At 69.0% G+C, this 24,072-nt stretch carries 18 protein-coding genes; 5 read left to right on the plus strand and 13 right to left on the minus strand.

Translation table 11 applies throughout. The features are described from left to right. Window positions 1–75 precede the first annotated feature (75 nt). Window positions 76–1,323, plus strand: a complete 1,248-nt coding sequence (oiaX, locus tag BMZ25_RS06690; RefSeq protein ID WP_092690617.1) for a 3-oxo-isoapionate-4-phosphate decarboxylase OiaX — start codon at window positions 76–78, stop codon at window positions 1,321–1,323. A 32-nt stretch (window positions 1,324–1,355) separates the two neighbouring features. Here oiaX and BMZ25_RS06695 read toward each other — a convergent pair whose 3' ends face one another. From BMZ25_RS06695 to BMZ25_RS06710, 4 genes are read right to left on the minus strand one after another with little or no spacing between them, the layout of a single operon-like run. Beyond that, window positions 1,356–2,423 carry an ABC transporter permease gene (locus tag BMZ25_RS06695; RefSeq protein ID WP_092690620.1) on the minus strand — a complete coding sequence of 356 codons (1,068 nt, stop codon included), beginning with the start codon at window positions 2,421–2,423 and terminating at the stop codon, window positions 1,356–1,358. Continuing rightward, a complete protein-coding gene (locus tag BMZ25_RS06700) occupies window positions 2,420–3,985 on the minus strand; it encodes a sugar ABC transporter ATP-binding protein (RefSeq protein ID WP_092691018.1) in 1,566 nt (521 codons plus the stop codon). Before BMZ25_RS06700 ends, BMZ25_RS06695 begins: the two co-directional genes overlap by 4 nt. Next, complete coding sequence (locus tag BMZ25_RS06705) at window positions 3,982–4,629, minus strand: DUF2291 family protein (RefSeq protein ID WP_092690622.1); 648 nt, start codon at window positions 4,627–4,629, stop codon at window positions 3,982–3,984. The genes BMZ25_RS06700 and BMZ25_RS06705 overlap by 4 nt, the downstream gene beginning before the upstream one ends. 57 nt (window positions 4,630–4,686) lie before the next feature. Then, window positions 4,687–5,637: a D-ribose ABC transporter substrate-binding protein gene (locus BMZ25_RS06710; RefSeq protein ID WP_092690624.1), complete on the minus strand. Its 951-nt coding sequence runs from the start codon at window positions 5,635–5,637 to the stop codon at window positions 4,687–4,689. A gap of 320 nt (window positions 5,638–5,957) precedes the next feature. On the opposite strand from BMZ25_RS06710, the gene BMZ25_RS06715 reads away from it, so the two are divergent. Beyond that, the gene (locus BMZ25_RS06715; protein ID WP_092690626.1) at window positions 5,958–6,353 is read left to right on the plus strand and encodes a (R)-mandelonitrile lyase; all 396 of its coding nucleotides are present in this window, start codon (window positions 5,958–5,960) and stop codon (window positions 6,351–6,353) included. A gap of 18 nt (window positions 6,354–6,371) precedes the next feature. Here BMZ25_RS06715 and BMZ25_RS06720 read toward each other — a convergent pair whose 3' ends face one another. Then, a complete protein-coding gene (locus BMZ25_RS06720) occupies window positions 6,372–8,813 on the minus strand; it encodes a BTAD domain-containing putative transcriptional regulator (RefSeq protein WP_092690631.1) in 2,442 nt (813 codons plus the stop codon). Between the two features lie 181 nt (window positions 8,814–8,994). Here BMZ25_RS06720 and BMZ25_RS06725 point away from each other — a divergent pair, with 181 nt between their 5' ends. Then, a complete protein-coding gene (locus tag BMZ25_RS06725) occupies window positions 8,995–9,516 on the plus strand; it encodes a DUF6647 family protein (RefSeq protein WP_235859799.1) in 522 nt (173 codons plus the stop codon). Between the two features lie 4 nt (window positions 9,517–9,520). Here the strand turns inward: BMZ25_RS06725 and BMZ25_RS06730 are convergent, their stop codons facing one another. Next, a complete protein-coding gene (locus BMZ25_RS06730) occupies window positions 9,521–10,603 on the minus strand; it encodes an extracellular solute-binding protein (RefSeq protein WP_092690634.1) in 1,083 nt (360 codons plus the stop codon). 187 nt (window positions 10,604–10,790) lie between these two features. Here BMZ25_RS06730 and BMZ25_RS06735 point away from each other — a divergent pair, with 187 nt between their 5' ends. Next, window positions 10,791–12,728, plus strand: coding sequence for a TonB-dependent receptor plug domain-containing protein (locus BMZ25_RS06735; RefSeq protein ID WP_092690637.1), 1,938 nt, complete (start codon window positions 10,791–10,793; stop codon window positions 12,726–12,728). Window positions 12,729–12,737: 9 nt separating this feature from the next. On the opposite strand, the gene BMZ25_RS06740 is transcribed toward BMZ25_RS06735, so the two are convergent. Both BMZ25_RS06740 and pip read right to left on the minus strand, forming a co-directional pair. Continuing rightward, window positions 12,738–13,208 carry a MarR family winged helix-turn-helix transcriptional regulator gene (locus BMZ25_RS06740; protein ID WP_235859800.1) on the minus strand — a complete coding sequence of 157 codons (471 nt, stop codon included), beginning with the start codon at window positions 13,206–13,208 and terminating at the stop codon, window positions 12,738–12,740. Between the two features lie 79 nt (window positions 13,209–13,287). Beyond that, entirely contained in the window at window positions 13,288–14,232 is a 945-nt protein-coding gene (gene pip / locus BMZ25_RS06745; RefSeq protein WP_092690642.1) for a prolyl aminopeptidase, read from the minus strand. Window positions 14,233–14,917: 685 nt separating this feature from the next. Between pip and BMZ25_RS06750 the strand changes: the two genes are divergently transcribed. Then, complete coding sequence (locus BMZ25_RS06750) at window positions 14,918–15,202, plus strand: hypothetical protein (protein ID WP_092690647.1); 285 nt, start codon at window positions 14,918–14,920, stop codon at window positions 15,200–15,202. Between the two features lie 101 nt (window positions 15,203–15,303). On the opposite strand, the gene BMZ25_RS06755 is transcribed toward BMZ25_RS06750, so the two are convergent. From BMZ25_RS06755 to BMZ25_RS06775, 5 genes are read right to left on the minus strand one after another with little or no spacing between them, the layout of a single operon-like run. Continuing rightward, a complete protein-coding gene (locus BMZ25_RS06755; RefSeq protein WP_177190408.1) occupies window positions 15,304–16,425 on the minus strand; it encodes a DUF11 domain-containing protein in 1,122 nt (373 codons plus the stop codon). A 1-nt stretch (window position 16,426) separates the two neighbouring features. Continuing rightward, window positions 16,427–21,382 carry a carboxypeptidase-like regulatory domain-containing protein gene (locus BMZ25_RS06760; protein WP_092690655.1) on the minus strand — a complete coding sequence of 1,652 codons (4,956 nt, stop codon included), beginning with the start codon at window positions 21,380–21,382 and terminating at the stop codon, window positions 16,427–16,429. 54 nt (window positions 21,383–21,436) lie between these two features. Next, window positions 21,437–22,462, minus strand: coding sequence for a DUF11 domain-containing protein (locus tag BMZ25_RS06765; RefSeq protein ID WP_177190409.1), 1,026 nt, complete (start codon window positions 22,460–22,462; stop codon window positions 21,437–21,439). Between the two features lie 38 nt (window positions 22,463–22,500). Further along, window positions 22,501–23,532: a DUF11 domain-containing protein gene (locus tag BMZ25_RS06770; RefSeq protein WP_143071497.1), complete on the minus strand. Its 1,032-nt coding sequence runs from the start codon at window positions 23,530–23,532 to the stop codon at window positions 22,501–22,503. Between the two features lie 40 nt (window positions 23,533–23,572). After that, window positions 23,573–24,046: a hypothetical protein gene (locus BMZ25_RS06775; protein WP_092690665.1), complete on the minus strand. Its 474-nt coding sequence runs from the start codon at window positions 24,044–24,046 to the stop codon at window positions 23,573–23,575. Window positions 24,047–24,072: the final 26 nt, after the last annotated feature.

The raw sequence follows: 24,072 nt of genomic DNA on the forward strand, positions 1-24,072 counted from the left end.
CTGAGAGAATTGTGCAATCCTGTCAACACGTATAATGAGTATATAAGGAAGCCGCGCAGGGAAGGAGAGACCGCTATGCCACAAGAGACCGTCAGGGTGACCTACCGGATCGAGACGGCGGGCGACCCCGAGGCGATGGCCGCCAAGATCGCCTCGGACCAGTCCACCGGCACCTTCACCGACCTGCCCGGAGAGACCGAGGAAGTCCGCGCGCGATGTGCCGCGCGGGTCGAAGAGGTTCGCCCCCTGCCCCCGCTCGACGTGCCGTCGATCCCCGATCCGGAGGACACCGGCCCCTACAACCGGGCCGATGCGGTGATCTCGTACCCGCTCGAAGCCATCGGCACCGACATCGCTGCATTGATGACGATCACGGTTGGCGGTGTCTACGCGGCGCGCGGCCTGACCGGTATCCGCGTCATGGACATCGAACTGCCCCCCGCCTGGGCCGCGCATCCCGGCCCGCAGTTCGGGATCGAGGGGTCGCGCCGGCTGATGGGGGTGCCCGATGGGCCGATGATCGCCTCGATCATCAAGCCATCGCTCGGCCTGCTGCCGGAAGAGACCGCCGGGGTGGTGCGGACGCTGTGCGAGGCCGGCGTCGACTTCATCAAAGACGACGAAAAGCTGATGAGTCCGGCCTATTCCGCGCTGGAGGATCGGATCGCGGCGATCATGCCCGTGATCGAGGATCACGCCGACCGGTCGGGCAAGCGAGTGATGTACGCCTTCGGCATCTCCTCGGCCGATCCGGACGTGATGATGCGCAATCACGACATGGTCTTGGCCGCCGGCGGAACCGCGGCGGTGGTCAACATCAACTCGATCGGCCACGGCGGGATGAGCTTCCTTCGCAAGCGGTCGGGCCTGTGCCTGCACGCCCATCGCAACGGCTGGGACATCCTCACGAGGCATCCCGGCCTCGGGATGGAGTTCCGCGCCTATCAGAAGATCTGGCGGCTGCTCGGCGTCGACCAGTTCCAGATCAACGGCATCCGCGCCAAGTACTGGGAGCCGGACGAGAGCTTCGTGCGGTCGTTCCACGATTGCATGACGCCGATCTTCTCGGACGCCGACCGGCCCCTGCCCGTGGTCTGCTCAGGCCAGTGGGGCGGACAGGCCGTCGAGACCTATGAGCGGACGGGGCGCACGCTGGACCTGATGTACCTTGGCGGCGGCGGCATCCACGGGCACCCGATGGGGCCGGCGGCGGGCGTCGCGGCGACGCGGCAGGCCTGGGCGGCGGCACGCGAGGGCACGGACCTCGCCACCCATGCCCGTACCCATCCCGAACTGGCCGCCTCCCTGGAGAAGTTCGGCTAGGACCGGGCGCCGTCGCGCCCGGCCCAGAAGGCTCACTTGCCGAGCGCGCCCTGCGCCTGCAGCGCCACGCGGGCCTGAAGCCGCTGCTGAGCCTGGTCCACGACCACGGCGGCGATGATGACGAGGCCCTTGATGACGGTCTGCCAGAACGCCGAGACCCCCATCATCACCAGCCCGTCCGACAGTACGCCGATGACGAACGCGCCCACGATGGTGCCGCCGATGCGCCCGCGGCCGCCCGACATCGACGTGCCGCCCAGCACCGCCGCGGCGATCGCGTTCAGCTCGAACGTCTCGCCAGTGGCGGGGTGCGCGGCGACGAGCTGCGAGGTGATGATCAACCCCACCAGCGCCGCGCAGAGGCCCGAGAACATGTAGACGAAGAACTTGATCTGATCGACCTTCACGCCGGACAGCGCCGCGCCCCGCTCGTTTCCGCCGACGGCATAGATGTAGCGCCCCAGCGGCGTCCGCCGGGCAATGTAGGCGGCGACAAGGCCCGTGACGATCAGCATCCAGATCGAGACCGGGATGCCGAGAAAGGCGCCCGAACCGATGGCGCGGAAGCTCTCGGTGCCCCATTCCTCGCTGCCGCCGAGATTGGGAAAGGTCCGCCCGTCCGAGCTGAGCATGGCCAGCCCGCGTGCCACGTAGAGCGTACCGAGCGTGGCGATGAACGGCGCGACGTTGAGCTTGGTGATCAGGAACCCGTTGATCGCCCCCACGAGGATGCCGACGAGCGCGACGATCAGGCAGATTTCCAGCGTGTTGAACCGGATCGCCCAGCCCATGCCCAGGTCGATCCCGTTCAGCACGAGGAACCCCGCCACCATGCCCGTCAGGCCGACGATGGAGCCCACCGACAGGTCGATCCCGCCCGAGATGATGACGAAGGTCATGCCGATCGCCAGTATCGCGTTCAGCGCGACGTGCTTGGACATGATGACCATGTTCGCGGCCGACAGGAAGTTCGGCGCCATCGCGGAGAAGAACACGAAGACCACGATCAGCGCGATGAAGGTCCGCGCCTTCAGCAGCAGAAGAAGCGCACTGCCGGAGGCCGCGTTCTGGTCCGGCAGGTCGGCGGTCGAGGTGCTCATACGGGTTCCTCCTCGGAAGTGGTCAGGTGGCGTTCGGCCGAGGCCGGGGCCGAGGCGCGGATCAGTGCGGTGTCCGTTGCATCGTGACGGTCGAATTCGCCGGTCACGCGCCCCTCGGACATCACCAGGATGCGGTCCGAGAGCGACATGACCTCCTCGAGATCCGAGGTCACGAAGACGATGCCAAGCCCGTCGCGGGCCAGCTTGCGCATGACCCGGAACACCTCGGCCTTGGCGCCGATGTCGATGCCGCGGCTGGGCTCGTCCATCAGCAAGACCTTGGGCTCGGTCATCAGCGCCTTGGCGATGACGACCTTCTGCTGGTTGCCGCCCGAAAGGCTCGCCACCGGGTTCTCGGGGCTGGCGATCTTGATGGTCATGCGCTTGACGAAATCGCGCACCCGTCCCTTCTCGGTCGCTAGGTTCATGTGAAAGCCGCGGGTGAAGTCGCGCAGCGACGACAGCGTCATGTTCTCGCGGATGGAGGCGATCTGGATCAGCCCGTCGGTCTTGCGGTCCTCGGGGATCAGCGCGATGCCGCGCTTGATCCGGCCCGCCACCGACCGGCCGTCGATCCGGTCGCCGTCGACCTCGATCGTGCCGCCGGCATGGGCATGGCGCCCGATGATGCATTCCAGCAGTTCGGAGCGTCCCGCGCCCATCAGGCCGTAGATGCCCAGGATCTCGCCCTTGCGGACGCTGAGCGATACGTGGTCCACCGCCAGGCCGCCGCCGTTGCGCGGCAGCGTGACATCCTGAAGGTGAAGGACCGGTTCACCCAGCTCGTGCTCTTCGGCCTTGGCGTAGGTCTTGCTCGCCTCGCCGATCATGTTGCGGACGATCCAGGCCACGTCCACGCCCTCCATCGAGCGCGCGCCGGTGATGTGCCCGTCCCGCAGGACGGTGATGTAGTCGCCGATGCGGATCAACTCTTCGAGGCGGTGCGAGATGTAGACGAGGCCCACGCCGTCGCGGCGCAGTTCGTCGATCACGCGGAACAGGATCTCGACCTCGGCGGCGGAGAGGGCCGATGTCGGCTCGTCCAGGATCAGGATGCGGGCATCCTGCGCCAGGCTCTTGGCGATCTCGACGATCTGCTGCTGCCCGACCCGCAGATCGGCAACCGGCGTGTCGGGGTCGATGTCGTGTTCCAGCCGGCGCATGATCTCGCGGGTCAGGCGGCGCTGCTCGGCCCGGTCGATGTCGACGCCGAACCGGCGCCGTTCGCGGCCCATGAAGATGTTGTCGGACACCGACAGGTCGGGGAACAGGTTCAGTTCCTGGTGCACGATGCCGATGCCCCGCCGCACCGCGTCGTCGGTGGAGTGGAAATCCACCGCCTCGCCGTCCATCTCGATCACGCCCTCGGTCAGGCGCTCCACCCCGGCGATGACCTTCATCATCGTCGACTTGCCCGCGCCGTTCTCGCCCACCAGCACGTTCACCGCACCCATCCGCAGGTCGAAATCGACCGACTTCAGCGCGACCGTGCCGGGATAGACCTTGGTTCCGCCGCGGATCGTCAGGCCGACCGGCGCCTCTTGTGTCGCGCCCCCGGTCACGACGCCGGCTCCAGCGTCACGGGCACCGCTTCCCACGCCGTGTCGTCCTCGGGCGCGGCCATGACGGCGGTGAAGCCGAAGCTCTGGCCCACGGGGTCGCCCTCGGGCGCCGCGATGCCCTGGGCGGCGCGGTCGTTCAGCGCGCGGGCCAGCTTGGCAAAGGCGATCTGGTCCCGGAAGTCCGAGAACGAGAAGAACGGCATCGCATCGCGGATCGCCGTGCCGCGAATGACGGGGCCGAGCATCAGCTCGACATCACCCGCCCCGTCACCGTCGGTATCGAGCGTCAGGGTGGCGGCGCGGCTTTCGAGGTTGGCCTCTACCGCCTCGCCCGTGCCGGTCACGACGAAGTTCCAGGCGTTCGCCTCGCCGTCGGGACGCAGGCCGTACTGCCCGCCGGCGGCGTCGGCGCCCTCGGCCAGGGCCGTGCGCAGGGTGGCGACTTCGACAGCGTTGTCCTGGATCGCGGGCAGGATGCGGGCCTGCCATTCCTCCTCGACCAGCGCGGCCATGCGGTCCGCGTCGGTGGCCGGCTGCGCCGCCCCGCCGTCAGAGGCAGTTGGCGCGGTTGTATCCTCGATCTTGCACGCCGCCAGCACGCACAACAGGGCGAGCGCGGGCGCACCCGGTCTGGGTCCGGTCATCGGAACCTCGTTGAGACAGGAAAAGGGGCCCGGGGGACACTCCCCCGGGCGCGGGGCTCATTCCGACAGCGAGAAGGTCTCGAGCTTGTCGGCATTCTCGGGCGTGATCAGCACCATGTCCATGAGCTGCTTCTCTTCCTGCCCGGTGGAGCCTTCGGCGAGGTAGGTGTCGGCCTGTTCCACGGCCAGCTGCGCCTGCCGGTAGGCCGGCTGCATCACGGTCGCCTTGATGCCGCCATCCAGGATCGAGTCGCGCACGTCGTTCGACCCGTCGAGGCCGACGACGATGACGTCCTCGCGGCCCGCCGCCTCGAGCGCGGCCCAGGCGCCCATCGCCATGGTGTCGTTGCCCGAGATCACGCCCTTGATGTCGGGATTGGCCTGCAGGATCGTCTCCATCTTCTCGAAGGCCTCGGTCTGCGACCAGTTCGCGGATTGCTGGGCGACCATCTCCATGTCGGGGTACTGATCGATCACGTCATGGTAGCCGGCGCTGCGGATCCCCGCGTTGGTGTCTGCCTCACGGCCCAGCAGTTCGACGTAGGGGCCTTCCTCTTCCATCAGGCGCACGAATTCCTCGGCACCGAGCTGGGCACCCTGGTAGTTGTTCGAGACGATCTGGCTGACGGCCAGCCCGGTTTCCTTGATCTCGCGGTCGATCAGGAAGGAGGGAATCCCCGCCTCCTTGGCCCGGCGCACGGGTTCGACGGTGGCGTCTGCCCCGGCATTGTCGAGGATGATCGCCGCGGCGCCCCGCGCGATGGCGGTGTCGAACATCTCGGACTGCTTGTTCGGATCGTCGTCGTGAACCAGCACGAGCGTCTCGTAACCCAGCTCCTGCGCGCGCTTCTCGGCGCCTTCGGCCTCGGCCTTGAAGAACGGGTTGTCGTGGCTCGGGGTGATGATGGCCATCAGCCCGTTGTCCTGGGCGGCGGCCGGGATGGCAGCGCCGAGAAGCGCGGTGCCGGCGGTGAGGGCGCCGAGGATGGCGCGGCGGTTCAGCTTCATGTGGTCCTCCCTTTGACGTGACCGGCACCTCCTTGCACCGGGCAACATGGCGAGACGCTGGGCCAAAACTGGTATCCATGTCAACAGGTATGATAAGTATATCATCAATTATCGCAGGTGCGGCTGCCGCGCGGCATGCCGAGCGTTTTCTACTCGTGCGCCCTTGCGAAATGGCCGCGTTCCGCGTCCGCGCCCGCCGATCTGCGGCAGGGTCCACGGAGCCGGGGAGACGCCGGGCGCGTTGATCCGTAGCATCGGCCCTGAGCCGCGCGAGGCCGGCGGAACGCGTCATGCCGAGCGCTCAGGAGAAGGAGCAAGAAATGAAGATCACCCGCGCAGGTCAAAACCCATCCAAACCCGGCCCCGAGGAGTATTTCACCGGCACCGTCCGGCTCGACCCTCTGTTCCAGGCGGAGGAGCCCGGCCGCGCCACCGGCACGCATGTCACCTTCGAGCCGCGCGCCCGGACCGCCTGGCACACCCATCCCGCCGGTCAGACGCTGATCGTCACCTTCGGCCGTGGCCGCGTCCAGCGCGAGGGCGGACCGATCGAAGAGATCAGCGAGGGCGACATCGTCTGGTTCCCGGCCGAGGAAAAGCACTGGCACGGCGCCGCGCCCGACACCGCGATGAGCCACATCGCGATTCAGGAGAGCATCGACGGCAGCCCCGTGACCTGGATGGAGAAGGTCTCGGACGATGACTACGAGGGCTGATCCTACGCGTCGCCGACGTCAGGGCCGTGCGCCCTGCGCGACGGTAAAGGGGAACAGGCCGATCTCGCCCCGGATGACGTAGCGACCCGCCCCGGCGCCAGGAAACACGAGCTGGCAGGTTTCAAGCTCGGCGCCGCTCCACACCCAGCTGTCGCAGAGCCGCCCGTCCAGCACCCGGCTCGTCCCGTCCCCGCCCGCGGGCAACGGGCCGAAGGCGCCGGTCTGGACCAAGGCGCCCTCCTTGGTGCGCAGCTGGGACCACGGCTGCTGCACGGTCCACGACGTCTCTCCGACGACCTCCTGGCCGAACAGGAGCGCGCGCAGCGCCTCCGCCGACAGGGGCTGCGGCAACGATGACGGCGCCCCCGCGCCTCCTCCCGCCCGGACCAGCCCTGCGAGGAGCGACGCGCGCGCCTTCGGATCCGCGAAGCCAAGGGTCGCGGCCGCCTCCGCCGGCGTCGGCCTCCGCCAGGTCGCGGCGCGCGGATTGTCGTAGGCGACCCTGCCGACGCGCCACGCAGCGAAGGGCAGGCTTTCCACGGCAGAGGCCAGGGCCGAGAAGGCCGTCTGCCCTCGGCCCCGATCCTCGTCGTGCCCCTCGATCGCCGCCGCGAGCGTGAGCATGTCCAGCGACGGCCCCCGCGCGAGGTCCAGTGCCGACACGGTCGCGGCCCGTGCCGCCCGAAGGTCGCCTTCGGCAAACCGCGCGAGCGCCAGCGCCTCGTAGCCCCGCGCCGACGCGCCGGGGGCGAGCCCGATGGCGCGCAGGGCGGTGGCGACGGCCGCCCCGGTATCGCCGCGCAGGGCCTGCGTGCGGGCCAGCGTCTCCAACGCGGCGACATGCGCGCCCTCGATCGCCAGCGCCCGGCGCGCGGCCGCTTCGGCGGCATCGAAGTCCAGCCGACGCAAGGCCAGCCGGGCGCGCACCGCCAAGAGGTCGGGATGCGGAACGCCGCCGCGCGCCAGAAGAACTTTCAGCCGAAGATACCCCTCCAGTCGGTGTAGCCCGGCCACGCGCGCGAAATCGTCCGCGCCGAAGGCGATGCGCTCGTAGGCCAGCGCGAGGGCCGCCGCCGGCTCTGCCGCACCGGGATGCGCCTGCGAGAGCGGCACCAGCGCCGCGACAGCCCGCGCGGTCGCCTCGGGCGAGCCGGCGCGCACCTGACCCAGCGCCGAAAGATAGGGCGCGACCGCCGCGGCCGGCAGGTCGAGCGGCCTCGGCGCATGCACCGGCCCGAGCGCGAGGCCGATACGGTCGGCCACGCGGGCGACCGCCAGATCGCGCAACGCGCGAGGATCGCCGCCGTCGCCCGAAAGGCGTTCGGCCCAGACCTCCTGCCCGTCCCCCGTCGCGACGATCCAGGCGTTCAGCACCATCGCGTCATCGTCGCGGCGGAGGCGTCCGTGCAGGACATGGATCGCGCCCATCCGCCCCTCGTTCCCCTCGGGCACGGTGCGCCCGGCCTCACGCGACAGAATGGTCAGACCCGACCGGCGCACCAGCGCGGTCGACAGGTCGTCTCCGAACCCTTCGGCAAAGCCCGGATCGACATTCGGCCCGGCGAGGAAGGGCCGGACCAGAAGCCGCGTCGCCTCTGCCGGGATGGCCGGGGCGCGGGGCCAGAGCAGCCAGCCGGCAACGGCGATCACAAGCGCGGTCAGGATTGCGGAAAGGCCCCACGCAGAGCGGCGTGTGACAGGTCGCAGCCCCATGCGCGGTGGCGGCCGGACATCGCCGCTCCTGATCCTGTCCCGCAGGCCGGTCAGCGCGGTGGACGGCGCCGTGCCCAGATCGTCGTCCAACCGCCGCGCGAATCGGTCCGCCTGTTCCAGCGCGGCCGCCTGCCGCCCGGCCGACGCCAGACGGCGCATCCGGACCCGCACGGCGGCCTCGCAATAAGGGTCGATCCGGAGGGCGCGGTCGATCGTGGCCGCGTCGGCCGCCTCCGGCCGTGCTTCCCACAGCTCCATCAGACCCGCCGCGGCCGAGGCGGCGCGGTCGTGCAGCCGGGCGGCCTCAGAGCTCCGCCATTCGGCATAGGCCTCTTCCGTGTCGATCGCGAGGTCGTCGAGCAGGTCATCGCGGTAGAGGGCCAGGCAGCGCCGGAGGGCGGCCTCGGTGCCGTCCGCGGCGCAGCGCTCGAACGCCTGCACGTCGATCCGGAGCCGAGAGCGGTCGAGCGCCACGCACTCGCCATCGGTGACCAGCAGCCCCGGCACGACCGGCTCCAGCGCGCGCCGCAGGGAATAGAGCGCCTGGCTCAGCGACGCGAGCGCCTGGCGCATCTCGCCCCGGCTCCACAGCAATCCGGCCAACCGTTCCCGCGGCACGGGACGTCCGTCGGCAAGCGCCAGCACCGCGAGCAGGGCCCGCGCCTTGCGCGTCTCGATCCGGACCGGCGTGCCCGCACCATCGGTCACGCCGAACGCACCGAGAAGGGTGATGGCCGGCGCATCCATGCCGCCGAGTGTCCCGCACAATCTGACGCTGCGTCAATTTCGGTCGCGACGCCGGGACGCCGAACTAGCGAAGAATGCGCCCCGCTCCGCGTTTTTGAGACAGGTTTGAGAGCGGATTGGCCCCACGATGACCGCCAGCGCGCAGAACCGTCCCGTCAGCATCTGGATGGGAGGTCCGGCCATGAGACTCGCTGCAAGCGTCGCACTCTGTCTTCTTCTCGCCGCTCCGGCGGCCGCCGCACCCGCGGTCACCGGCGCCACGTCCCCGCAGGAACCAGATGCCGTACACGCGACGATGGAGCAGCTAGACCTGTGGCTCGACACCTATACCGACCTTCCGCGCCCGGACACGCCGCTCGCGCGCATCGGGTTCGTCGCGGCGGGCGAGGCTGTGCCCTACGCGGGCCGGATGACCCGGCTCGAAAGCACGATGAGCGGGCTCTACGACGAGGCGAGCGCGACGATCTACCTCGTCCGTCCGTGGTTCGGAGACACCGCCCGCGACCGCAGCGTGCTGCTGCACGAGATGGCGCACCACCGGCAGGCCACGGCGAAGCACTGGTACTGCCCGGAGGCGATGGAATGGGACGCCTACCGCATCCAGGAAGAGTACCTGGCCAAGCTCGGCGAGACCGGAGACTTCAACTGGACGTGGATCGCGCTGCTGTCGTCCTGCGCACCGCGGGACCACCACCCCGACTGAGGCGTCAGAGGCCGAGCGTCCTGCGCCATTCCTCGAAACGCGCGCTCAGCGCCGGGCCATGCTCGGCCCAGAACACCGGGTCGAGCACCAGCGCGTCCGCGATCCGGTCCTCGCGCGAGGGGATGTGCGGCAGCACCGCGCCGCCGGTGTGAAACCACGGCTCGTTCGCTGCGATGATGTCCAGCGCCGAACGCCGCATCGGACCGTAGGGAATCCAGCGGGCCTGCGCCGCCTGCTGCTCGGGCCGGGCGACGTGGCGCAGGAACGCCAGAGCGGCCTCTTCCCGGTCCGTGCCCGCCACGACCGCGAACCACTCCTCATCCAGAATTTGACCGTCGTAGATCGTCCGGATCTCGGTCGCGCCTGAAAGATAGGCCGCCGCCACGCGGCCGTTATAGGCGGTGGTCATCGCCACGTCCCCCGACCGCAACAGCTCGACCGGCTCTTCCCCTGACGACCAGAACCGCAGGTCCGCCGCGATCCGGTCCAGCACCGAGAACGCGCGGTCGCGCCCCTGTTCGGTCGCCAGCACATCGTACACGTCCGCTGCGGGCACCCCCTCCGCGACAAGCGCCATCTCCAGCGTCGCCTGCGGGAAGGCGGCGATGGCGCGCGGACCGGGATGGCGTTCGGGATCGAAGAAGTCGGCCAGGCTGTCGGGGGCGTCGCCGTCATAGGCCCGCGCGTCATACGCGGTGACCCAGGACCAGGTGATGTTCGGACCGACGCAGTCATTGGGGCGGGGAATGACGAGGTCGGCGTCCATCTCTGGCGGGAACAGGTCGTCCGGCAGTTTCAGGAACAGCCCCTCGTCGCAGCCGATCCGCGCGTCCCGCGCCAGCACGTCGACGACGTCCCACGCGACCTCACCCGCGTCCCGCTGCATGCGCAGCTCCGCCAGCCCGCCGCGATACTCCAGCCATTCCAGCGCGACCCCGGTTTCGGCGGTGAAACCGGCGCCGTAGGCGTTCTCCTGGCTCTGCTGATATGTCCCGCCCCACGTCACCACCCTCAGCGGCTCGGCATCTGCCACGGCCTGCGACAGCAGGAGGCACACCAGCGAAGAGGCGAGAGTCGTCCGAGACATGACGCAAGGTTAAGAAACCCGCCGGCAATCGATCAAGCCCGATGCGCATGGGCCGCCCACCGTCTCACCACGGGAAGCTGACCGCCTATTTAATGCACTTGCATGATTGACGGCGCCACGCTACTTCGGCCGACGAAAGCCAGGTCCTTCCCAGCCAGAAACAGATCGAACTGTCAGGGAGCGGACCATGACGCGTCGCAACGCACGGCTTTCACATCTCATGGCGGGCACGGCCGCCTCGGTTCTTGTCGCGCACGGGGTGCAGGCGCAGTCGCAGGAACCGTTCGAGCTGAACCCGATCCACGTCGAGAACCGCGACATCTTCGCCAACGCCGCCGACCGCGCGACCTCGATGTATGTCTCGGACTTCGAGCTGGAGCGCGCCCGCACCGGCGATCTCAAGGACGTTTTCGCCGGCGTCGCGTCGGTCTCGGTCGGTGGCGCGCTGCCCCTGACGCAGAAGATTTTCCTGAACGGCGTCGACATGCTGAACCTCGGCGTCACGATCGACGGCACCGCCCAGAACAACCGCGCCTTTCACCACGTCACCGCGAACGCGATCGATCCCGGCCTGCTGAAACAGGTCCGCGCCGACCCGACCGTGGCCCCCGCGGATGCCGGACCCTACGCGCTGGCCGGTTCGGTGGTTTTCGAGACGGTCGATGCCGCGGACGTGCTGGATCCCGACGACAGCTTTGGCGGCAACCTGCGGCTGGGCTACGCCGACAACGGCGAGACGGCGCAGGGCGCCCTGACCGTCGCCGGGATGCAGGGCGGGTTCTCGTGGCTGGGCTACGCCAAGCGGGCCGAGGGCGACGATTACGAAAGCGGCTCGGGCGACGTGATCCCGGGCACCGCCGCCGACCTGGAGAGCTACCTGGGCAAGGTGGCCTATGAGAGCCGCGACGGACACAGGATCGAACTGTCCGGCCAGCGCCTGCGCGACAGCGAGTTGCGGCAGTTCCGCGCCAATTTCGGCGGACTGAACGGCGTCAGCGACGATCTGCGGCTCTACAATACCACGCGCGAAAGCTACTCGCTGAGCTACGAGAACACCCTGGCCAACGGAGTTTGGGATCCGAAGGTGACTCTTGGCTACTCGGAAAGCGACATCGTCGTGCCGGACCCGTGGGACAGCAATGGCCTGTCGGGCACGTGGTCCGCAACGGTGCAGAACACGTTCAACCTTTCGGACGCCGACACGATCACGGCCGGGATAGACTGGCGGAAGCGGTTCGGAGAATACACCAGCCCCGCCTTCGGCGACGACTACGAAGAGCGGTCGCGCAATGTCGGCCTGTTCGCGCAGGCGCGGCTGCAACCGCTGGACCGCCTGCGGCTGTCCTTCGGGGGCCGGGTCGACCGCCAGACCTTCGAGGGGATCGACGGCAGCGAACAGACCAATACCGGCGTGTCGGCCAACGCCTCTGCCACCTATGCGCTGACCGACACGTTCTCGGTCCGGGGCGGCGCGTCGACGGTGTTCGGCGGCATCGATATCGAGGACAACTACACCTACCTGCCCAGCTGGTCCTACGGCAGCCTCGAACCGGCCCGCGCCGACAACGCGACGCTTGGTTTCGACTGGGAGGTCGGTCGCCTGACGCTGGGTGGCGAGGTGTTCGTGACGATGATCGACGACGCCCGCAGCGCCGAGGAGAATTTCGACTTCCGAAGCGAGGGCTTCAATCTCGGGGCGACCTACGATTGGGACAGCGGCTCGGCCCGGCTGACGGCCTCGCAGAGCGACGTGACCGTGAACGGCGACCCAGCGGACGGCTACAGCGCACTGGACTTCGGCGCCCCGCTCGGGACCGTGATCGCCTTCGAGATCGAGCAGGAAACCGGCCTGGACGGATTGCGGGTCGGAGGGGGCCTCGACCTCGCGCTCGACTACGACATGCCCGAGAGCGCCGACACCAATCTGGACGGCTACGAGGTGGTCAACGTCTTTGCCGAGTACATCCCGCCGCGCCACGATGGCCTGACCCTGCGAGCCGAGATCGCCAACCTGTTCGACGCGGAGTACGCTGATCGGGCGACTTATGGCGCCGACTTCGACACCGTCACGACGCTGAAGGAGCCGGGGCGGACGATCTCGCTCACCGCCGTCGCGCGCTTCTGACGGCGCGCGTCACGGATAGAGCCGGATCAGCAGACGGGCGAGGTCATAGGCCTCGTCCGTGCCGAGCCGCGCGCCGAGTTCCGCCCGGATGGCGCGTTCGTAGACCGGCCAGATCCGATCGTGCACACCCTGCCCCGCCTCGGTCAGGACCAGCGTCTGACCGCGGCCCCGGCCGGGCCGGGGCGCCCGCGACAGCCAGCCCTTCGCCTCGATCCGCCGCGCATGCCGCGACAGCGCGTATTGCGCCGTGAACAGCCGCTTTTCGAGATCGGCCATCGGCAGCCCCTCCGGCCCGGCGCGGTCGAGCTCCAGCAGGATTTCGTACCAGACCGGGTCGTCGATACCCTCCCCGCGCAATTCGCGCGCGATCCGCGGTCCCATGCTGCGCTGAAGCCGCAACAGGTTGAACCACACCCTGTTGTAGCCGATGGCCGGGTCGTCGTCGGCGGCGAACGGGTCGGGATCGGGTGTGGTGTCCACGTCGGGCCTCGTGACGCTGCGCTCGGGCCTTGATGAGCCTCCGGGCCACCCGGCACAAGGGCCCGGCCGATCCTGGCCGTCAGCCGGCGAACCGGTCGGTCGCCCGGATCAGCCGGTCGAGGATGCCCGGCTCGGTCGCGGCATGCCCGGCCCCTTCGATGAGGTGGAATTCGGCCCCCGGCCAGACCTTGTGCAACTCGAACGCGTTCCGCGCGGGGCACGGCATGTCGTAGCGGCCGTGGACGATGGTGCCGGGAATACCCTCCAGCCTGTGCGCGTCCCGCAAGAGTTGGCCATCCTCCAGCCAGCAGCCATGCACGAAATAATGGTTCTCAAGCCGGGCAAAGGCCAGCGCGAAGCGGCCCTCTTCGAACTTGGCGTTGACCTCGGGGAGCAGGCGGATCGTCTGCCCTTCCCAGAGCGTCCAGGCCATCGCCGCGGCCTGCCGGGTTTCCGGGTCGTCCGAGGTCAGGCGCCGCCGATAGGCCGCGATCATGTCACCGCGCTCCTCCGGCGGGATCGGGGCGCAGAACGCCTCCCACCGCTCGGGAAAGATCTCGGAGACGCCGTGCTGATAGTACCAGGCCAGCTCGCCCCGGCTGACGGTGTAGACGCCCCGCACGATCAGCTCGGTCACGCGCTCGGGATGCGTCTCGGCATAGGCCAGCGCGAGGGTCGATCCCCATGAGCCGCCGAAGACGAGCCAGCTGTCTACGCCCGCCAGGACGCGCAGCCTCTCGATGTCGTCGACGAGATGCCATGTCGTGTTCGCCTCGAGCGAGGCATGCGGTTCGGACCTTCCGCATCCGCGCTGCTCGAACAGCAGCAGGTCGTACCGCTCGGGATCGAAGAACCGACGATAGTCCGGCGCCAGCCCGCCGCCCGGCCCACCATGCAGGAACACCGCCGGCTTGGCCCCCGGCGTGCCGACACGCTCGTAGTAGATGCTGTGCCCGTCGCCGACGTCGAGCATGCCGCTCTCGTAGGGCTCGATGGGCGGGTACAGGCTGCGATGCTCGGTCATCGGGCGCTCCCTTCTATGTTGCCGTTTCCGCCCGGACCATAGCTTCCGGGCGGCGGAGCCCAAGGGAAACAATGCGACCGTCACACGCCGCCCTCGGCATGGCCCGGACGGGCAAGTTCAGATCGCCGGGGCCCATCGGTTTCGAAGACTGGCTTGCAGTCCGCGCAGCGCCATCGCGGTTTCCCCGACGATGCCATGGCGTGCGAAAATGGAGGCGCCTGCGCTGGTCCCTTCGAGCCAGGCCATGTCGACAAAAGGGAAGTCACGGGACCGCGAAGGCATGTTACAAGCTGGCCTCTGCGAGGCAGACGAGCTCGCCGCGCGTTTCCCGGCCGTTCAAGGGCGCGCCCACCCTCCCCGCGGGACGCGCCCGCCCGACACGTTGAGGGGCAGCGGGGGGCACTGCCGTGCCAGGCACAGCACACATGAGTCCGGACGCGCCCGGTTTGAAGGTAGCACGATGGACTAGTCATCGAGGTGAAGCGCATGAGCCCGCTTCGGGGATGCAATCCAGGGAATCCGGCCTGCGCTAAGGCTGTGCGAGCATGTTACTTTGGCAGGAAACCACGGACATGCTCCCCAAGGACGCAAAAGGCGCTACACTCGTAAGAATCTGTCGTGGCCGGAGCGTATCATCGGACCGCGGTGGTGCAGGCGGCACACTCCTGACATGAAAGATTGCCCAATGTCATCACGCGAACTGACCCGAGCCGAGACCGAGAGGCTGGCCCTGCTTTCGGAGAAAGCCAGCGCGGTCAGCCAATGTGTCGGTGCCATCCTTCAGCACGGGTACGACAGCTATTCCCTGAGCACGCCGGACACATCCAACCGAAGGAGGCTCTCGCAGGAGATCGAAGAACTCCTGGGGGTCATCGTCGTGATGGACAGGGATCTGGATCCCAATGTCGCCGACAATCCGAAAGATGTCATCGCACGGGTCCTGAAACAGTCCCAGCATCAGCCGGGCTGACCCGTTCTCCCGAACCGTGCGCGACGTCATGGCTGGTGCAAGACGACGACGCCTTTCATCCCCATGACCCGCGGCTTCGGCCAAGACCCGTCCGACATCGCCTAACGCAACGTCGCCCGGACCCGAATCCTGCCCGTTGCGCCCGCGGGCAACGTGGCCTCGTTCAGCCCCACCACGCACTCGGTGGCGCCGCAGTCCTGCCCGGCTGCGGGGCGTGAGAACTGCACCCCGTCCGCACCGCCGCCAAACCCCGAGACATCGGCCGCCTGAAAGATCAGGTCGTCGTCCAGCACATCCGTCAACCGGATGTCCGTTGCCGCGCCTGCGCCGGAATTTGTCACCGAGACCCGGTATTCGATGCAGGCGCCCGGGATCGCCGCGCGCGCGTCCGGCCTGCCGTCCATACCGAAATCGCGGCACCCTGTTCCGGATTCCGAGATCAGCCGCTGGGTCTTTGTCGCGTTCAGCTCCGCACCGAGCGTGTTGCAGAACGTCAGGTCGGAAAGCGCGATGGCCTGTTCCTGCGGATTGTTCGCCGGCGGATCGAACCCGTTCGAGTACCCCACCGTCACGCTGCTTACGGGGCTTGTGAAGCGGACCTCGACATTGCCGCCATCCACTCCGGGAGCGGCGTCGGAGCGAAAGCCCATCGCCTGGTTCGTCGCCAGCGGCGGCCCCAGATAGACCGTCGCCCGGCGCGACGTGCCGGTGCCCGAGGGAATGTGCGGCGACGTGAGCGCCGGAGCGACGGCCGCACCCGCGGCGTCGTAGCCGGTGACCGTCACTCCGTCGCGGAAACCGCGCTGCGACCGGACCCGGTCGACGAAATCCACGTCGAAGATGTCGAAGGACAACCCGGCCACCGGGGACGCGAAATCGAGGCGGAGGATCAACACCTCCTTGCGGTTGGCGAAGTCCGTGGCCATCGCGAAACTCTCGGTGCCGGCACCGCGCCCGCCCGTGAACTCGGCACTGACCGCCGGATAGCCCGGCTCGAGCCGCTTGGTCGCCCCCGACAGTGCGACGGTCACCGGTTGGCTCAGTCCCTCTCCCGGACGCGAGACATGCTCGGCTAGCACGGTTTCCGTCGTTCCGCCCGGCATCCAGCCCACGGCGGACCAGTCGAGCCGCAGCGCGGTCTGGGCAGACCCGCAACTCGCGGCCAGCGCGGGCGGCGCCAGGACCAGAACCAGCGCGACGGCGGTAAGGATGCCCTTTGCCATGTCAGAACACCTCATTGAAGCTGCCCTGGTCGATCTTGAAGCGGAACTGGATGAAGGCGCCCTGATCCGTATAGCCGGACTCGGAAAAGTCCCGGTCCCGAAAACCGACGACGTTGTAGCCCAACGACACCCACCCGTTCTCGAACGGGGTGACACCCAACGACATGCCGGCCGAGTTGCGCTGCCCCCCGCCGTCGAGGGACCAGATGCTCGCCCCGTGGACGCCGATGTCGACCCAGTCCGTCAGGTCGCGACGGTACTCGGCCCCGACCAATGTCAGCACGTCCGAGACACGGTCGCCGTCCAGGTCCTGCACGACCCGCTTGAGACCGTGGCGCAGGCTCAGCTCGGCCCGGTCTTCCAGTTCACGGGTGTAGAACAGCGAGTTGACGATGCGCAGCTCGTCGGTCTCGCCGTCTGCCTCGCGGATCGCCTCGAGCTGTTCGAGCAGCACGATCGGGCGGTCGAACGGGCGCCATGCGGCGCTGAGCTTGATCTCGTGATCCTGCTCGACCGGGCCGCCATGCTCGTCCGCCCAGAAGAAGCTGGAATAGGCCCCGACCGACAGATCACCGGTCAGCGGGGTGGTGGCGCGGGTCTGCAGCCGCGCGTGATCGCTTTCCTCGGTGAATCCCAGTTCGGTATCGACCGACCCCAGCCACCCGTCGGACACGCGCTGGATCCCGGCGCTGTAGGTCGTGAAGCCGTCGGACAGGCGCGGATTCGTCAGCCCGCCGCGGGCCGCCGGCCCCGTCTCGGCCAGGTCGCCGGCAAGAGCGCCCTGTGCCTCGATCCCGGCATAGGCACTGATCGCCTCGCCGAACTCGAGCTGCTGGTCGAACCCGAGATAACCCACCGTCTGAGAGTTCTCCCCCGTCGCCACATTCACCAGGCCGCCCGAGAGGGTCGCGCCGGGCCACGCGACGTAGTCTGCGCCGAACGACGCGATATCCACGCGGAAATCCTCGCCGATGGCGATCTCGTTCGTGGCCGAAAGCGTCAGCCGCTCGCTCGCGTCGTACGCGACAGCCAGCGACCCGAGGTCCGACTCGGCGACGTCGCCCTCTTCCCAGAGCGTGAATTCCTGCGCCAATGACAGGCGCAGGCGTCCATCGGCGCTCTCGTAGGAGTCGCTGACGACGCCTTTCAGCGTCCGGCCGTCGGGCTGATCCGGCGCATCGTCCCGCGCCGCGAAGCGCAGGCCGGCGCCACGGGTCCGGCGATCATGCTCGCGGATCAGCATCGCGTCGGCGATGTTCAGGCTTTCGCCGGTCTCGACGTTGCGCTCGGAACGGGCGGTGCCCTCGAACCGCAGGACGTTGCGGTGCACGGTGCCGTCCTCGTCCTCGGTGCTGTCGTCCGACACGACGAGGCTCGCACGCAGGGCCGCGACATTGATCGTCTGCGGGTCCTCTCCGAGGTTCTCGATCCCGAAGCCGGTGCTCTGCGAGCGCACATATCCCTCGACCAGATCGGCGCCATCCTCATAGGTCAGGCTGACCTCGGCGGCATGGGTGGTGCGTGCGGCGTCCAGCAGGTTCGACGCGCTCTGCCGGGAAAAGGCGAACTCCGCCCGCGCCGTGAGCACCTCGCTGACCGCGTAGGTGCCATCCACCGCGAACAGCTGACCGGCCCCGTCGGACCCGGCGATGTCGTCCTCGTACACCAGGGTCGCGCCCGTGCGCAGTCGCTCGGTCGGAAGGGCGTCGTAGCGCCCGCCCAAGATCACCCCGTCGCGGCGGGCGGCGTCGGTCTCGTACGTCACGATCAGGGTGTTGCGGTCGAAGTCGGCGGTGCGGGCGCGCAGGGGCTCGGACAGGAACAGGCGTCCGTCGACATAGTCGATCGAATAGTCGCGGCCCGCGCGCAGGTCCCGCCGCGATATGACCCTCAGCGGGTCATCCCGCGCGGTGGTTTCGACCACGACCGTCTCGGAGTTCGGCAGGATGTCGCTCCGGCTCAGGTCGAACGGCCCCGAGGTGCCGTCGGCCGGAAACTCGTCCTCGGCGAAGGCCAGGCTCGCCTCGGCGGCGAAGAGCTGCAGCCGCTGTCGGTCCCCCTCGAAGATCGCGCGGGCGCCGGTCAGGCTGCGGGTATAGTCGGCAAGGCGTCCGTCGCCGATACCCGTCTCGAAGTCCCCCCAGAGCAGGTCCGTCCCGCCCCGTTCGAGCCGGAAATAGAGCGGCGACCGGCTGCTGGCAGCGTCGCCCTCTCGGCTTTCGTCGCCGTAGACAAGGTAGTCGCGGTCCGGGTCCTCGGCGAAGAAATCGCGCTCGTCGGGATCGATGGCGCTGTCGTAGCGCATCGTCAGGTTCCAGCCCTGCGGCGTGATCCCTTCGAGATAGACGGCCGCGTGCCCGTCGACCGCCACGTCGCCAAAGGTCAGCAGACGCGAGTCCCCCGGCGTGGCGACCGCCTCCGCCACCTGTTCGGCAGCGACACGCCCCTCGACCAGACCGACCGCCGTCCAGTCACGGCCCGCCGCCGAGATCGGGGCGGTCGCGGTGGTCTCGGTCTCGCCGTCAAGCACCGAGAAGCGCGCGATCCCTGACCGACGACTGGGCGCAAGCCGCATGCGGAAGCGCCCGTCCGCATCGACCGTGGCAGAGGTCCGTTGCAGCGGCTCCGCCCCCTCGCGCGTGTCGTTGAGCCGTTCGCCGGGGGCGAAGGCGAAGGGTCGCGCGACCGAAACGGTCACGATCGCGCCCGGATGCAGCGGCGTGCCGTCGGCGTCCGCAGCCCGGAACACCACCAGCGGGCGCGACCGGCCATCCGTCGTGAGGTCCGACATCTCTTCGACCACCTCGAGCGATTCCGCCCGGTCGTTGAACCGGATCGTCCGGGTCTCTTCGCGGACGATGGCGTCGTCGGCATCTCGGATCACAAGCCGCAGCCGGTTAGCGCCGTACTCCAGCTCGGCCCCGCGCCAGTTGTCGAGGAACCGCGCCCCACCTTCGGACGAGACCGCCGGACGCTTGTAGAGCTCCGGCACCGGCTCACCGTTGAGGAAGAGTTTCGCGGTCTGTCCGTTGGCGCGCACCACGGCAGCGGACAGGCTGCGCGTGGGCGGCAGGTGACCGGGCGGCGGAAAGTGCAGGCCGGCACGGCGCGGCGCGGCGTTGAGCCAGTCCTCGTCATGGTCCGAGACGGTACCGGTGTCGGGCACGTCCGGATCCGGCGTCTCGGCGACCGGCACCTCCGCGAGGTTGAAGCTGACGCGGCGGACGAAGCCGTCGCGCGACTCCACGAACACCGAGCCGGCGGCCCCCGCGCGGCGGGTATTGTTCCGGCAGAGGATCGGCGCGAAACCCCGGGGCAGCGTGAACCGGTCGAGCGCAAGGACGTGTCCGCCGCGCGGCACGCGGCGCAAAGTGAAGCGGCCCCGCGCGTCGGTCTCGGCGTAGCGGCCGTTCTCGAGCATCACGCGGATGCCGGAGAGATCGCGCTCTGGCGGCCCCGCGCTCGGCCCGCATCCAAGCTGAATCTGTCCCAGCACCGCGCTCTCGTCGCGTCCGAAGGCCGGCCCGATTTCGAGGCCGTGGATCGCCGAGGCCGGGGCGAAATCCTCGCCTCCGACGGTCGTGCGCGAGGTCAGCACACCCCGCTCCGGCGCCGCGACGGTGACCCGCGCGACATAGGTGATCCGCCGCCGCTCGCCCTCGGGCAGGACGAGATCCTCGATCCGCAGCGAGCGACCGTTCCGCGACCGGACGACCGGGATGCCCGGCCGCTCTCCGTCGATGCGGAGCGAGCCTTCGACCCGCTTCAGCCCCTCGGGCACCATGTCGGTCACGTTCACCATCACCCGGCCGGGCACCGATCCGCCGACCGTCGCGGTGTAGCGGATCGCCTCACCGGGGCTCAGCCGATCGGCCGAGCCGGTGCGCGTGACATCCAGAAGCGCCGCGCCGTCGAGCGGAATGTCGTAGATCAGCGTCTCGCCCGACGCGATCGCGAACGGTTCGAGATAGGAGGCGCCGTTCACTTCCGGATCGTCCCCCGGCGGTGGCGCGACCTCCTCGGGACGGCGCGAACTGGGGGCGACATAGCCCTCGGGCGGGGTCACTAGAAAGACGTACTGGCCCGGCTCGACATAGGGAAAGCGGTAGGCGCCGGGGTCGAAATCGTAGCCTTGTCCCGAGGCGTCGGTGACCCGTCCGCCGCTTTCCACGGTCGCCGGGAAGGCGGACTCGAGGTCCGCGCCGAACACATCCGCCGGCGCCCCCGTCTCGGCGTCTATGATCGTGATCCGCGCCCCGTTCAGCGGCGTCCCGCTGCGGCTGTCGAAGACGCGGCCGCGCGGGGTGACGGGGCCGACGGTGACGCTGCTCTCGAACCTGCGTTCGGGGAAGCGCCTGGTTTCGGCGGCCGCGAGAACCCTGGAATTCTCCTGTGTGGCCAGCACGCCGTCCCGCCCCGCCTCGGTGTCCGAGCAGGCGCAAATGCCGCCCACGAAGGTGCCGGTATCCTCGCCAGTCTCGTAGATGCGCAGCATCTCGGTGTCGCCACTGACGGAATCGGAGACCTCGAGCGTGGCGCTGTCGCGCCGACCCGTATCGGTATTCTCGAGCGGATCGACCAGAACGAAGACCACGTCCTCGTCCGGCCGGACCCGTTCCGTCGGGGAGAGGCCCGCCGCCGCGCCCGCGCCGCCCGTCCGCTCGGGCACCGGCACGAAGGGACCGTCTGCGTCGCCGGACGGGCTGTATTCGGGAGAGACGATCTCCTGCCCCAGCGTATCGGCCTCTTCACCCGAGACACGCCAGGCCGACAGCTCGCCCGGCACGTCGGGGGCCACGACCGAAATCGTGGTCTCGGCCTCGATCGTGGAAAGCGCGCCCTCGTCGGGACCGAACTCGATCACCGCGCGGTTGGTGACCTGGCGGTCGGACGCGGGCGCGTCGCCATCCGGCGCCTGTGCCGAGGCGACACCCGCGACCAGCAGCGCAACGACCACGCCGGCCCGGCAAACCGGCCCGGCGCGCCATGTCGGGCGTGCCCGGCAGAGCACCTAGTTGACCGTCGCGCGCACCCGCACGGTGGCCGAAGCGCCGGGCACGAGGCTCCCGACCGTGCCGCTGATCACGCCATCTGCGACCTCGACGTTGTCGAAGCCGTTGTTGGCAGCGATCGCATCGTAGGTGACGTTCTCCGGCAGGGTATCGTTGAAGCTCAGCGTCGTGGCCGGGCTGCTGGCCTCGGGCGCGTTCGAGAGCGTGATCGTGTATTCCACGCAGGCGCCGGGGATGAACGCCTCGGCGCCCGGCTCGGGCGGGCCGTTTCCGCACGAAAAGCCACCCGCCCGGTTCTCGGACACCACGATCACGTCCTTCATCGCCGACAGCAGCGGCGCCAGGACCTGATAGCTGACCTCGCCCTGTTCGGTGCCGTCGCCGCCATCGTCGCCATAGACGATGTCGATCCCGTCGAGCCCCTGCCCGGTCACCGCGCCTTGCGGTCCGCCCCCGCCGGGCGCGAGCGGCGTCGCCGTGGCCCGCAGCGCGGTCAACTGGCCGTCGGAGGCGCTGCGCGGGATCGTCGCCCGCACCACCACGATGAGCGATCCGTCGACCGCCACCGCGGGCGTCGCCACCGTCCCGTTCGGGTCGAAGGAGGTCGCCTCGCCACCCTCTTCCGGCTGGAGAAAGACCGAATACGTTCCCTCCGCGCCGTCACCGGCGGGGTCGAAGGTCAGGCCTAGCTGATCCTCGAGCGCCTCGATGTCGATGTCGAACGGCACGGGCTCGTTGCCGGTATTTGTCAGCAGGAACCGGATTTCCTGCGCCGAGGCGCCGGGCTCGACGTTCACCGTCGCCGAGTCGTCGAGCGCGGCGAAGGCGAAGGACACGCGCTGATCGACCGTGAAGTCGGCCGAGGCGACGCCCGGCAGTTCGATCTGGTCGCCGCCGGACTCGTAGACGACGCTGATGGAGTTCGAGATCGCCGTGCCCGATGGCTGCCCGTCGGCCAGGACGGCGGGCGCGGCCAGCGCCCCGGCCAGGGCGGTCGCAAGCGAAAGGCTCTGGTGTCTTGTCATGACGTTCCCCGCGGTCCGTGTCAGTCTGGTCACGCGCATCAGTCCACCACCGCGCGGATGCGGACGCTCGCCGTCGCGCCGGGCGCGAGCGCCCCTAGCTCGCCGGTGACGGTGCCGCCCGCCTCGGTCACGCTGTCGAAGCCGACATTGGCGGCGGTGCCGGCGTAGGTGATCCCGTCGGGCAGCTCGTCGGTGACGGTCACGTTGACGGCGTCGGTGCTGGCCTCTTCGCCGTTGCTGACGCTGATCGTGTATTCCACGCAAGCGCCCGGCACCGCGGCTTCGGCGCCGCTGTCGGCGGGATCGCTGCCGCAATCGAAGTCGTTCGACAGGTTCTCCGAAATCACTGCCGCGCTCTTCGAGGCCGTCAGCTGAGGGGCCTGCACGACGTAGCGCTCGGACTGGAGCTCGAGGCCGTCCTCGCCGGGATCGGTAAAGATCGTGTCGACACCCTGCAGGCCCTGGCCCGTGACCTCGGTCGTGACCGTGTCCGTGCCGGCGTCCAGCGCGGTCGCGGTCACGTCGAACGTGTCGGTCGCGCCGTCCGCGACGTCGGAGGGGATATGCGCGACGACCTTGACGAACCGCACCGCGTCCGCATCGAGATCGCCCAGGTTGGTCGTGCCGCTGATGTCATAGAGCGCATCCTCCGCCGCGACCTCGGGCGCATCTCCGACATAGACCGAGTAGCTCCCCGGCGCCCCGTCGCCAGCGGCGTCGAACGACAGCCCGATATCCCCGCTCGCGGCCACGTCGATGTCATAGCCGGACGCGTCGTTGCCCTCGTTCTCGAGCCGGTAGACCATGGTCTGCCCGTCCGCGCCCTGCTCGGCGAGGACCGCGTCGCCGGCCTCCTGGCCCTGGAAGCTGAAATCGACCTTGCGGTCGACCACGAACTCCACGCTGGCGGCGTCATCCTGTGTGATCGTCGTGCCCCCACTGGAATACGAGATGCTGACCGAGCTGGACACCGAGGTGCCCGGCGCGGTGCCGGCGGCGTGGGCTCCGCCAGCGAAGGCGAGTGTCGAGACGGCGCAGATAAGGGAACGCCGCGCGGCGCGGATATGCATTGTCGGTCTCCTCGGTTGCGATCGGGCCGGAGTTGCCGCGTCAACGGACGACGGCGTCATACTCGACGGTGACGTCGGACTGCGGTTCGACCTGGTCGATGGTCACCCGCAGATGCGTGAGGTCCGTCGCCTGCGCCTGGCGGGTTTCGCCGCCCACCTCGACGGTCAGGTCCTCGAACGGCGCAAAGCTCTCGCCGCCGTCGGCGGAAAAGGCGACCTCCAGCGAGGTGCCCGCCGAGACGGACGTCGGGTCGATCGCCAGCGACTCGTCGAGCGGCAGCGACAGCCCGACGGAATTGGCAGGGACCGGATCGGTGTTCTCGAGCTGGATGCGGTAGATCAGCGGATCGCCGGGCACCGCGGTCTCGACCGGTTGGTACTCGGTCTCTCCCGCATCGGTCACGACCTCGCGCACGACATTCATGGAGACGGTCGTCTCGGCCGTCGCACCCTGCGCGAGCGCGGAACCTGCCACCGATCCGACAGCGAGAAGGGCAAGGCGAAAGGCTGGCATCGGCAATCTCCGTGTATGGCTCGTTA

The sequence above is a fragment of the Tranquillimonas rosea genome, from assembly GCF_900111315.1.
In the GTDB taxonomy this organism is placed as follows: Bacteria; Pseudomonadota; Alphaproteobacteria; order Rhodobacterales; family Rhodobacteraceae; genus Tranquillimonas; species Tranquillimonas rosea.